An 11,352-nucleotide genomic window follows, 5' to 3' on the forward strand; every position below is an offset into this window, starting at 1 on the left:
CTACCCCCCAGGTCTGATACCGTCACGCGTAAATCGGGCAAGGGCGCGCCGTTCTGTCACGTCTCTTGGCACGGGCTTTCAGGGCCAGCGGTCCACGACATAGCCCGGCAGGTAGTTGAGTGTCCGGACACGGCCATCCTTGAACTCAAAGGCGGTGCCCTCCACGACAAAGCAGATGGGTTGCTCGTCCTGCCCTGGCAGCTTCACACGGTCATACCTCACGACCAGTGAGGGTGCGTCCGTGCGGCCCATCTTGTCGGAGAGGTAATAAGCCTTCCCGTAAAACCGGGTTCCAGGAGGGGCCAGGTCGAGCTGCCGCCTGTCGTGGTTGTCCTTGCGAACGATGCCCACTACTTCTGCTCCCGCCGTGAACCAGATTGAACCAGTTTTTATGTGCCTCTCGTCGAGCAGGAGCCAGAATTTGTCTCCTTCCTCCCAATGGAGATGGTCCTTCATGGCCCGCTCCGCGCCGGCTGGACAGGTGAAGGATTCGGGCCGGATCTGAGCGCCGGGGCAACCCGCTGCCAGGGCCGCGACGAGTGCCATCGCCGCGCAGTCGGTGGCACTGGCCTTCTTCTGCATGCGCGGGGGGCTTGCTTGAGGTGGGACTTCAGGAGACGGCATCTTCACGGGTGAACCTTCCTTCTGGCCCACATCCACCGCTGGGACGATGGCGGCAGCCGGCGCGGGGCTGAGGGGGGACGGTGACATATCAGGGGGGAGTGTTCTGGACGGTGCGGAACGGCCAGGGGGTGGGGCGGGAGCATTGCCAGGGGTGGACCAGAACGCCACCGCCGCGGCCAGGGCCACGCACACGGCGGCGCCTGCGGCGAGCGCTCTGGCGGACACCTTGTGCGGCGCAGGGGTGCCCGGCGGCGCCTCCATGGGCTTCCGAGCCCCGGAGGGCTCGGGCTGCCTCTGCTTCGACGGCGCATGCGCGGGCAGCATGTACTCGGCCCCGGAGCTGTCGAGGTGTTCCTCCAACTCGCGGCGGAGGGCCTCGGTGTCCACGGGACGCTTGTCCGGGTCCCGGGAAAGCATGTGCTCGACCAGATCGCTGAGCAGCCCAGGAACCCGGGGGTTCACCTGGCATGCGGAGGGAGGCTTTACCAAGGGGTTGTTCAACGCCAGGCGCGGGCTGTATTCCGTGGGCCGCGGGTCCGTCAGCAGTTCGTACAGCATGACGCCCAACGCGAAGATTTCATCCGCCACCTTGAAGGCATAGCGCGCCCGGTGCTCGTTCTTGTGCTCACGCAGGAACTTGAATTGCTCGGGAGCCCGAAAGCGCTCTGTTCCCGGGGGCAGCCCCTCCTCGGTCAGGTCCTCGGCCAGCGTGTAGGTCGCACAGCCAAAGTCGATGATGATGGGCTCTCCATCGCTCTTCCGGAGCAGAACGTTGACCAGCTTCAAGTCCCGGTGAAGCACGCCCCGGGCATGCATGTACGACAGCGCGGAAGCGAGCTTGACGAAGACCTTCAGGATTTCGTGAATCGTGGGGTGCTTGCGTTCCTTCCACTCCGCGAGCGTCCAGCCCTCCACGTACTCCAATGCCAGGTACATGTTGCCCGCTTCGGCATACCCATACCCCCGGTGCCGGATGATGTTGGGATGGTCCAGCATGAGGAGCGTTGTCACCTCGCGCACCATGCGGGCATGCGTCTGCTTGTCATCCCCGCTGGCTTCGCGATGGCGCGCCACCTTGAGGGCATGGGGCCGTCCGTCCTTTTCCACCAGATAGACCACGGCAAACCCACCGTTGCCGAGTTCCCTCACGACGTGCCAACCATCCACCACCGCGCCGGACGGCAGCCGGATGAGCGTTCCAGTCATTGCATTCCCTCCATCCCAGCTTTGGGAAAACGCACGCCCGGAATTTTGAGGGTACGGCCATCCTCCCCCCGCAGTTCCAACGTGAAGACCGCGCCCGCGCTCAACGCCAGTGTGTCCACGGCCGCGAGTACCCGTATCCTGAAGCCCAGCCCGAACTCGCCCTCATCGTCCACCACCAGCCGCGCCTGAAGCGACAACCCTCGCGCTCCCGTCAACGTGGCCTCTCGCGGTGTCCAAGGGAGGGTGGAGCCATTGTTGATCACCACAGCTACCACGGCCCATCCCTTGCCACGATAGGCGTACCCATCCGATGCCGAAAGGCCCTGAGCTTTATCATCAACCAGTTTGATGCTTGTCACCGAAATGCCCTCTTTGTCCACGTAGCCGAGCCGCACGAAGTCCTCCGGCTGCGGCACGCGGGGCGGAGCTTCGCTTGGGCAAGGCGCAGCGGCCGGCTCGGGGCGTTGCACGTCGATCCGGGTGTCCACCTCGGCGGGGTCGGTGACGAGTACGAAGGCCGCCCGCGATGGCATCCTCCCGTCTGCGAAGAAGACGCCAATCTCGTGGCGCTCGCCTTCCTGAAGGTCCATCACGGCTTGAACGATCACCGAGCGCTCCCCCGCGTCCAGCACGCGGATCCGGGACTCGTCGAAGGTCAGGGTCTTTCGCTGAATGTGCGCGGGGAAGAGAATCAGCGTCGGCGTGTCGTGAGCCACGCGGATGACGGGCAGCGGCTCGGCGGGGTTGCCGGTGACGGTGACGGGCCGTTCTCGCTTCGTGCGAGCTGGCGCTGCCTCGGCCCGTGCCGCAGTCCCCCCCAGGAGCGCGAGCGCAAGGGCCAATCTCAACGGTTGGATCAAAGGGGCGTGACCTCCTGGATGGTCACGCTACCATCATTGGCACCCGTGCAGTGGGACCAAACCCTATAGTCCGGGAACCGCCATTCTTCCCTTCATCCGGGGTACCCCTGCGTCCAGCCGGGAGCAAGCGTTCGTTCAGTTCCCGTTGCGCAGAGGTTTTTAGTGGATCAGGTTGGGCGAGTGCCGAGTTTGTGGAGGAACAAGGCGAAGGCGGAGCATGTACGCGCGAGGGTGTCGAGGTCGCTTTGCCGTGCCAGATTGCGCCGGATTTCGGCGGCGTCACGGCTGCGGGCGTGCTCCTCGCACCATTGCTGCAGAAGCTCTTTGGATTGACGCTTGGGAAGCTTCTCGGGCGGTTTGGGAGGAGCCAGTGGCTGCCGGAGAGCGTTCTTGAGCGCATTCGGGTCGGCCAAGAGCCAGGCCTCGAACTCTTGGATGGCGACACTCACGATGGCTTCAACGGGGAGACCTTGAAGCGCGGAGTCGAGCTGAACTTGCCGCTGATCATCCCCATCTGCGTCGACGAAGACCACAGTGAGGTCAGGCTGCCGAGCAGGATCGGCCCAGGACAAGAGACGGCGCAAGGTACTGGGACTATGAAGGTTACTGCCACGCGCGAGTTTGCCCCGATCCGTTCGCAGGGGTTCTTCGAAATGGATGAGGGATGCTTCGAGGTGGCGGACCTTTTCCAGGCATCGGCGTACCAGCAAGTGGGCAGAGCCCAGCTCTTCCTCGGTAAGCATTGCACCTGGAGCGCGCTGGAGGTTCTTGGAACCTGCCAATTCGCCGGCTCCTTCGGCGTAGATGACGACGCGAAACATGCTTATCGCCCCGGGACTCCACCGACGTTGCCAGAGAGCCAGATACTGCCGAGCGATTCGCGGTATTCTTTGTAGACCCGCTGCCAGTTGGTTGAACCTGTGGGCGCCTCGTTCACCTGCACGGATCCGTCTTCGGGCGAGCGGGTGAGGAAGCGGACTTCTTCGGGGCGCACATATTCCAAGAGTTCAGCGGAATGGGTGGCAAGAACGAATTGAACGGGCTTCTTGCCAATCTCCCCTGTAGTCATCTTGCGAAGCAGTTGGATGAGTTCATCAAGGAGATAGGGATGTAAAGCCCGCTCGGGCTCTTCGATGGTGATGAGGTCAGCCTGCTTGGGTTGGTACTGGAGCAGGATGAAGGCAAGCACAAGCATCGTACCATCTGAGACTTGAGATGGTGCAAACCAGAGATCGTTATTCCAGCGGTCTTGGAACCGAAGTCGATGTTTTCCTGAATGTGTTGGTGCCAAATCAACATCGCTGAACATGGGCACAAGGCGGCACAGTTCATTGGCTACAGAGGCTTGTTGTTTTCGGCTCAGAGTCGAGAAGACATTCGCAAGGTTGTCTCCCGTAGGATTCAAGAACTGGGCGTAAGCCAGCGTATTCTCGCTGCGGAGTGCTTCTAGATCGAGCTTCAGTAATTGTACTTGGTGGTGCGCCGAGCCAAATACAGAGTCAGAGCTTCCATCAAGGCCGTAGTTCTCGTATTTCCATTGAATTAGGAAGTCACGGTGAGGGTCTTGTTTCCAATTGTTAGATACGGATTGGGCGATTTTGGGGTGGAGCCCATCCAGTACAGAAGTCTTGCCGGAAGAATTGGGGCCGACCAGCACGGTAAGCGGGGTGAGCGTCATGCTCACGTCCCGCAGTGCCCGGAAGTACTTGAAGTGGACCGATGTAATCACGGGGACATTTTACCAGCCCCGTGCCCAAACGTCTGCTTTCACGCGTGCAGCGTGGGGGGGCGCTCGCTCTCCAGCGGGAAGGTGAGGAAGGGCGAGTCGAGCGGTACTTTCTCCAGCGACTCCAGCCGCTCGAACTCCACCGCGTCGTGGGCGCTGAAGACCGTCACCTCGGAGCCGTGGCCCTTCACCAACTCGCGCAGACGCTCCTGGTTGTACAGGCGCTGGCGCCGGTTCTTCTCCATCAACGTCTGGTAGAAGCGCAGGCCCGGCGGGCACCGCCGCTTGTCCACGTCCATCTCCCGGTGGTGGAAGTACGCATCCCCCGCGTGCAGCAGCCACCGGCCGCCCACCTGCAGCGCGATGCCCGAGTGTCCCACCGTGTGGCCCTGCAACGGCACGAGGAGCAATTCCGGCGGCAGGCCTGCGAGGTCGCGCACGCACTCGAAGCCGAACCAGCGCTCCCCCGCCTCGGGCTTCGGGTAGGTGACCCAGTTCACGTTCATCCACTGGCTGGGCCGAAAGCGCCGTTGATCCAGCGGCGTCTTCTGCGCCACCGCCCCCAGGTACTCCGCGTCCAGCAGGTGCACCCGCGCCCAGGGGAAGTCATCCAGCCCGCCCGCATGGTCGAAGTCCAGGTGCGTCAGCAGGATGTCCGTCACGTCCGTGGGCTTGAAACCCAGCCGTTCGATCTGCCGGATGGCCGTCATCCCCTCGGAGAGCTGGGGCCGGCACAGTCCCTTCAGGAACAGCGGGCTCAGCCGGGGCCGGGGTCTCAGCACGTCATTGAGCCCAAAGCCTGTGTCCACCAGCACCAGGCTCCGGTCCGTCTCCACCAGCAGGCAGTGGCACACCAGCGCCGCCGGGCCCGAGACGTCCATGCGCCCGTCCATCAACCGGCCACCCGGTGGACACATCGTCGTGCAATTGAGGTGGTGAACGCGCAGCGCCATGACGCGGCTCCAGGGCAGAGAGGGTCCTTCGGTGGACCCCGGTCCTGAGCAAAGCTGCGCCGTGGGGAGCCCACATGGAACCACAGGGCCCCAGCGCCTGGCCGTTCCCCCGCCAGGCGGGGAGGCTCAGAGGTGTTCGAGCGTGCTCGCCGTGCGCTCGTCGCGCACGTTGCCGGTGTTCAGCGTGGAGGACGGCTCGAAGAGCAACACCTCCACCTCGCCCTCCGCCACGGGCCGGTGCTCCACGCCCCGGGGGATGATGAGGAACTCGCCGGGCCCCAGCGCCACCGTCCGGTCTCTTAGCTCGATGCGCAGGTGGCCCTTCACCACCAGGAACAGCTCGTCCTCGGCCTCGTGGTGGTGCCACACGAACGAGCCGCTCAGCTTGGCGAGCTTCACCTGCTGGCCGTTCAGCTCCCCCACCACCTTGGGCTTCCAGTGCTCGGAGAAGAGGGAGAACTTGTTCTCCAGGTTCACCTTCTCCACGGCCTGTTCCACGGGGCTCTCGGCGGCGGTGTTCGTCTCCGCCCCAGTGTCCGGCGAGGCCCTGCGCCAGTCCCACCGGGGACGCCAGCAGCTCTCGCCCCGCGCCGCCGTGCCGATGCCCAGCGTGGGAGGTGTTTCGCCATCGCTTCTCATGCCCTGCATCCCCCTGGCCGGAGCCCGCGCCCCAGGTTGAGCCGAATGATGGCTCCACCCTGGGCACTGCCAAGCAGGCAGGCAACCGGTGATGTCAGGTTTTGAGCGAAAGCCGGGTTTCAGTCGGGAAAGAAGAGCGGCTCGCGCTGGGCCATGAAGCTGGAGATGGCGCTGGCCACCTCGGGCGGCACGTCCTGGAACTGCACCCCCATGCCCGGCATCAGGTCCGGCATGTGGTCATTCGGCTCGCGCAGCCAGCGCACCACGCCGCTGACCTTGTGGGGCCTCCCCCCGGGCAGGGTGAAGTCCAGGTCCACCGGGGTGCCGCGGGGCACCGTCTCCACCGTGGCGACGAAGAGCCCCCCGGCGAGCACGTCCGAGGTGAAGCCCGTGAAGAAGTTGGAGTCGCTCTTCAGGTGAATCTGCGCCTGGAGCCGCACCCGCGCGCGCGCCCGCTTGGCCACGGGCGGGGGCGGAGGCATGGCGCTCAGGGAGGCCGAGGAAGGGGCCCGGGGAGCCAGCGGAGGCCGGGCGCCCGGTGGGGGCGGGGGCGGCTGCCGGGCCCGGGCCGCTTCCTGCTGGCGGCGCAGGCGGGCCGCTTCGGTGGCGCTCTTGAGGCGGGATTCCGCCTCGGCCAGCTCCCGCGTCAACGCCTGGGTCTGCTGGATGAAGGCATGCAGGGCAATCTGCACCTCTTCATTGGCCTTGGTGCGGACCTCCAGGGCCTCCTTGCGGGCGTTGAGGGCCCGGTCCCGCGCCACCTCCACGGCCAGCTCCGGGATGGCGGCGGCCTGGAGCCGGGCGCCAATCTCCGGCAGGGACACATCCCCCGTGTCGGACTGCGCCTGGGCCAGCTCGGTGCGGACCTGGCTCAACCGCTGGGCCAGCGTGGTGGCCTCGGTGGAGGCACGGGCCACTTGATCCGCCGTGCGCGTCTCGAGCGCCGACAGCTCGGCCTCGGCGCGCGTGAGCTCGGCCTCACGCGTGGTGATGGGACGAAGAAAGGTATTGGAGGGCGGCCTCATCGACGGCTCCTGACGTGGCCCCACTCTAGCCGCCCCCGGCCGGGGCCACGAGCCCCCCGCGGGGCCTGGCTGCCTGCTGGGCGTTGCCCCGGGTCAGTCCGCGCCCTTGATGCAGGCCACCGGCGTCAGGCGGTGGGCCACCCGCGCCAGCCCCGCCATCTCCACCGTCTCCAGCACGTCATCCAGGTTCTTGTAGCAGGGGCCCGACTCATCCAGCGGGGTGTTCCGGGTGTTGAGCAGAATCCCCGCTTCGGCCATGCGCTGGTCGGTCTCGTCCTGGCGCAGCACCCGCCGGGCCTCGCCCCGGGACAGCCGGCGGCCCGAGCCGTGGTTCACCGAGTAGATGGACTTGGCGGCCCCCTCCTCGGCGAAGAGGATGGCGCTGCCCGTCTCCATGGAGCCCGGGATGAGGATGGGGTGGCCGGTGTGCTCCCAGGAGGTTTTGCGCAGCGAGGGGTGCCCCTTGGGGAAGGCGCGCGTGGCGCCCTTGCGGGCTACGAACTTCCCGGCCTCCTTCTGGATGAGGTTGTGGGAAATCTCGTAATAGATGTCCGCGGTGCCGCCGAACACGTCCTCGAGCGCCGCGCACACCGCCTCGCCGATGATGAGCCGGTTGGCCACGGCGAAGTTGGCCGCCATGTTGTGCAGGTTCCAGTACTCGCGCCCCAGCCGCGTCTCCGCGTCCAGCCAGATGAAGTCCTCGCTGCGCGAGCCCAGCCCCCGCTCGCGCGCCCCTTCCACGAAGAAGTGCTTGGCGATGTTCCACCCGAAGCCCCGGCTGCCCGTGTGCAGCATCACCCACACCCGGCCCTCTTCATCCACCTGCATCTCGGTGAAGTGGTTGCCGCCGCCCAGGCTGCCCAGCTGGTCGCGCTTGCCCGCGGCGCGCTCGGGGATGTCCACCCGGTCATCCTCCACGGGGATGAAGTCCCGCTCCGTGGTGGAGTTCGTGCGCCCCAGGGCCTTGGCGCCATGGCGCACCACCTCCGCGAAGGTGCGCGCGTCCACCTTGCGCTGTTTCTGCGCGCGGCTGGCGCCCACGCCCACGGCGATGCGGTGAATCACCTGGTCGATCCACTGCCGGCGCTTGCGCGGGTCCGCCACGTCCTCGGCCGTCAGCGTCGTCTTGAGCTGCACCATGCCGCAGCCGATGTCGTAGCCGGCCGCGGTGGGCAGCAGGATGCCGTCGGTCTCCACCACGGTGCCGATGGGCACCCCGTAGCCCACATGGCAGTCCGGGGTGACGGCCACGCGGGTGACGCCCGGAAAGGAAGCGGCGTTGACGACCTGGGAGAAGACGGCCTCCTCCAGGCCCGGGCTGTCCGGCCCCTCGCCATGGAGGAGCTTGTCGGACAGGAACAGATCGGCGTCGACCCGCATGGTCTTCGTCTTGGGCAGCACGTAGTGCCCCTCCGAGACCTTCTCCAAACGTTGAATCCAGCTCATCGCGTGTGTCCCTCCCGGACCTCATTCAACCCGCGCCAGCGACGGAAACGTTCAGAAGGAGCTGACAGGCGTGCTTGCTCGCCTGCCCTCCCTGCGGGGCGGGAGAAGGGTTCACCCAGGCGAAGTTCCGCCTGTGTACATCCGTCCCCATGGGAAAGGTGCGGGGACTTGCACGAGCCGATCTGCATTCCCATTCATGTTTCAGGGCAACAAGGGGGTAGGGCGATGGGATTCATGGGCGGTGTGTTGCTGGCGATGGCGTTGCAGGCGGCTCCTCCGGTTCCGACGGCGGGCCAGGTGTTCAACCCCTCCGTGTGCGCCAAGAAGCGCGTGGACCCGTGTGGTTGCCACCATGTTTACGGTGTCCGGCACTGTCACCCCAACCGCAAGGGGGACCACTGCGAGGCGCCGGTCAATGCCTCGATGCCTGACGACGCCGAGCCGAAGAAGTCCGTCTCCCTCTGAGCCGGGTGCCCGGTACTCCCGGGCCCCTCGGTAGGGACGCTTCAGGGCGCCGCGTGCGAGGCGTCCTCGTCCTGCGAGTCCACGGTGATGTCGAGCGTGAACTCGTGGGAGTCGGGCCGGAACGTTTCCAGATCCGCCACCATGTGCATGTCCAGGGGCGTCCGCGCCCGGACGAGCACCCAGCTGTCCTGCGGCGACAGGCGGAAGGCCAGCGTCGTGGGGGACAGCCGCCGGACCTCCATGGCGGGTCTCGGCGCGCGGGCGCGCGGGGCGGGCCCCGGCGAGGGCACGGACACCAGGGGCTGGATGCCAGGAGGCCGCAGGGCCTCCGGGGGCGTGGGCTCCGGCTGCGGCAGCTCAATGGGTGTCAGAACGGGAAGCTCCAAAGGTGAAGACGTCACCGTGGGCGTGACGTCCTCGGTCGAGAAGCGGCACTGCGCGAGGGGCCCTGAGGGGAGGGGCTCGGGCATGGCGAGCAGCACCGGCGGCGGGGGCGTGAGCGGAGCCATGGGCAGCGCCCGGTGAAGGGGCGGCAGCGCGGGGCGTCTCTCCGCCGAGGCGGCGTGCGGCGTGCGGGTGTTCCGGTGAGAGGGCGTCGCGAACCCGACGGTGGCCTCCAGGGGCGGCAGCGCGGGCGGTCCATCGGCCTCGCAGAAGTCCAGGGATGCGCGCTCGAGATCCGACATGACCCCTTGTGGCGCCAGGGCGGCGATGTCCGCCAGGAGCAGCGGATCCTTCGGGTCCAGCTCGAGCGCGGCCTTCAGCGCACCCCGGGCCCGGGACTCACAGCCCAGCTCCAGCAGCAGCTCCGCCGCGGCCCGGTACGAGGCAATGGCTTGCAGCCTGTCTCCCGCGCGCCGACAGGCCTCCGCGTGCCGTACGCGCATGTTGGGATCCTTCGGCGAGAGCCGGAGCACCTGCCCGTAAGTCTGCGCGCACTGGGCGAACTTCCCCCGGACGAATTGCTCATGCGCCACTTCCTTCAGCTCTCTCAGCCCCATGAACGCCCCTGCGCCGCGCCCGAGTGGGCACGCGCACGCAGAACCCAAGCATTCACTGTGCCGCGCGGGGCGAGGGTTGGCGCGTGGGCAGTGCCGCTTCCCCGCGAGGCGAGAGTGGAGCGTGGCAACGTTCAGCACGCACCGGTGCAGCCTCCCCGCCGTCGGATTCGCGCGTTGCGAGCGGCCCCGCTCAGTCTGTAAAGGAGGCGGGAGCCCTGTAACTAGGAAAGGCCGTGAGAGCTGTATGTCCTGTAAGGCTTCAAGGCGGGAGCGGGCGCATGCCCCGGCTTGCCTGCCTGCGGCCTGGGAGCGGCTTCCGGGCACGGTGCGTCCCGGAAGCGCTCCGCGGGCACATCACTTCTTCAGGCTGTTGATGTCGATGACGAAGCGGTAGCGCACATCGCCCTTGAGCATGCGCTCGTAGGCCTCGTTGATCTTCTGGATCGGAATGACCTCGATGTCGGACGTCACGTTGTGCTTGGCGCAGAAGTCGAGCATCTCCTGCGTCTCGCGGATGCCGCCGATCATCGAGCCACCGAGCTTCAGCCGCCGGCCGATGAGCGAGAAGGCGCCCAGCTTCGACGGCGTCTCCGGCGCGCCCACGAGGATCATCGTGCCGTCGGTCTTCAGCAGGTTGAGGTAGGCGTTGTAGTCGTGCTCGGCCGAGACCGTGTCGAGGATGAAGTCGAACTTCCGGGCGAGCTTCTGGAAGGTGTCCTTGTTGGAGGTGGCGGCGAAGTGGGCGGCGCCCAGGGCCTTCGCGTCCTTCTCCTTGGACGGCGAGGTGCTGAGCACGGTGACTTCCGCGCCCAGCGCCTTGCCCAGCTTCACGCCCATGTGGCCCAGGCCGCCCAGGCCCACCACCGCCAGCGTGTCCCCGGCCTTGAGGCCGTAGCTCTTCAGCGGCGAGTAGGTGGTGATGCCGGCGCACAGCAGCGGGGCCGCCTTGTCCAGCGGCAGCGACTCGGGGATGCGCAGCACGTAGTTCTCGTCCACCGTGATGCGCGTGGAGTAGCCGCCGTAGGTCGGCTGGCCATTGCGCTCGCGGCCGTTGTACGTGCCGTTCATGCCGCGGTCGCAGTACTGCTCCTCGCCCTTGCGGCACCACTCACACTCGCGGCAGGAGTCCACGAAGCAGCCCACGCCCACCGCGTCCCCCACCTTGTAGCGGGTGACCGAGCCGCCCACCTGGGCCACGCGGCCGGCAATCTCGTGGCCGGGCACCATCGGGAAGATGGCGCCGCCCCACTCGTCACGGGCCTGGTGGATGTCCGAATGGCAGACACCGCAGTAGTGGATGTCGATCAACACATCGTGGGGGCCGGGCTCGCGGCGTTCCACGGAGAAAGGGGCGAGCGGCGCTTTGGCGCTCGGGGCGGCATAGGCAGGGGTAGTCGGCATGAAAAA

Annotated in this window: 11 protein-coding genes; 1 reads left to right on the forward strand and 10 read right to left on the reverse strand. The window is 66.6% G+C overall.

The features are described from left to right. Positions 1 to 78: 78 nt before the first annotated feature. From KY661_RS27855 to KY661_RS27890, 8 genes are all read right to left on the reverse strand, one after another. Positions 79 to 1,830 carry a serine/threonine protein kinase gene (locus KY661_RS27855; RefSeq protein WP_225413102.1) on the reverse strand — a complete coding sequence of 584 codons (1,752 nt, stop codon included), beginning with the start codon at positions 1,828 to 1,830 and terminating at the stop codon, positions 79 to 81. Further along, positions 1,827 to 2,690, reverse strand: coding sequence for a DUF2381 family protein (locus KY661_RS27860; RefSeq protein ID WP_225413103.1), 864 nt, complete (start codon positions 2,688 to 2,690; stop codon positions 1,827 to 1,829). Before KY661_RS27860 ends, KY661_RS27855 begins: the two co-directional genes overlap by 4 nt. Before the next feature lie 167 nt (positions 2,691 to 2,857). Further along, positions 2,858 to 3,511 carry a DUF4276 family protein gene (locus tag KY661_RS27865; protein WP_225413104.1) on the reverse strand — a complete coding sequence of 218 codons (654 nt, stop codon included), beginning with the start codon at positions 3,509 to 3,511 and terminating at the stop codon, positions 2,858 to 2,860. A 2-nt stretch (positions 3,512 to 3,513) separates the two neighbouring features. Next, a complete protein-coding gene (locus KY661_RS37625) occupies positions 3,514 to 4,419 on the reverse strand; it encodes an AAA family ATPase (RefSeq protein ID WP_225413105.1) in 906 nt (301 codons plus the stop codon). Positions 4,420 to 4,457: 38 nt separating this feature from the next. Beyond that, on the reverse strand, positions 4,458 to 5,369 hold the full coding sequence (locus tag KY661_RS27875; protein WP_075005870.1) for an MBL fold metallo-hydrolase: 912 nt from the start codon (positions 5,367 to 5,369) through the stop codon (positions 4,458 to 4,460). A 126-nt stretch (positions 5,370 to 5,495) separates the two neighbouring features. Further along, positions 5,496 to 6,008 carry a cupin domain-containing protein gene (locus KY661_RS27880; protein ID WP_225413106.1) on the reverse strand — a complete coding sequence of 171 codons (513 nt, stop codon included), beginning with the start codon at positions 6,006 to 6,008 and terminating at the stop codon, positions 5,496 to 5,498. Positions 6,009 to 6,127: 119 nt separating this feature from the next. Beyond that, positions 6,128 to 7,033 (reverse strand): TIGR02266 family protein, encoded by a 906-nt coding sequence (locus tag KY661_RS27885; protein ID WP_225413107.1) that lies wholly within the window; start codon positions 7,031 to 7,033, stop codon positions 6,128 to 6,130. Positions 7,034 to 7,126: 93 nt separating this feature from the next. Continuing rightward, entirely contained in the window at positions 7,127 to 8,479 is a 1,353-nt protein-coding gene (locus tag KY661_RS27890; RefSeq protein WP_225413108.1) for an RtcB family protein, read from the reverse strand. 225 nt (positions 8,480 to 8,704) lie between these two features. Here KY661_RS27890 and KY661_RS27895 point away from each other — a divergent pair, with 225 nt between their 5' ends. Next, on the forward strand, positions 8,705 to 8,944 hold the full coding sequence (locus KY661_RS27895; RefSeq protein ID WP_075005867.1) for a hypothetical protein: 240 nt from the start codon (positions 8,705 to 8,707) through the stop codon (positions 8,942 to 8,944). A 41-nt stretch (positions 8,945 to 8,985) separates the two neighbouring features. Here the strand turns inward: KY661_RS27895 and KY661_RS27900 are convergent, their stop codons facing one another. Next, on the reverse strand, positions 8,986 to 9,945 hold the full coding sequence (locus KY661_RS27900; RefSeq protein ID WP_225413109.1) for a hypothetical protein: 960 nt from the start codon (positions 9,943 to 9,945) through the stop codon (positions 8,986 to 8,988). A 354-nt stretch (positions 9,946 to 10,299) separates the two neighbouring features. After that, positions 10,300 to 11,346, reverse strand: coding sequence for an NAD(P)-dependent alcohol dehydrogenase (locus KY661_RS27905; protein ID WP_075005865.1), 1,047 nt, complete (start codon positions 11,344 to 11,346; stop codon positions 10,300 to 10,302). Positions 11,347 to 11,352 lie beyond the last annotated feature (6 nt).

This window comes from Allostigmatella hybrida (assembly GCF_020103775.1).
Classification (GTDB): Bacteria; Myxococcota; Myxococcia; order Myxococcales; family Myxococcaceae; genus Hyalangium; species Hyalangium aurantiaca.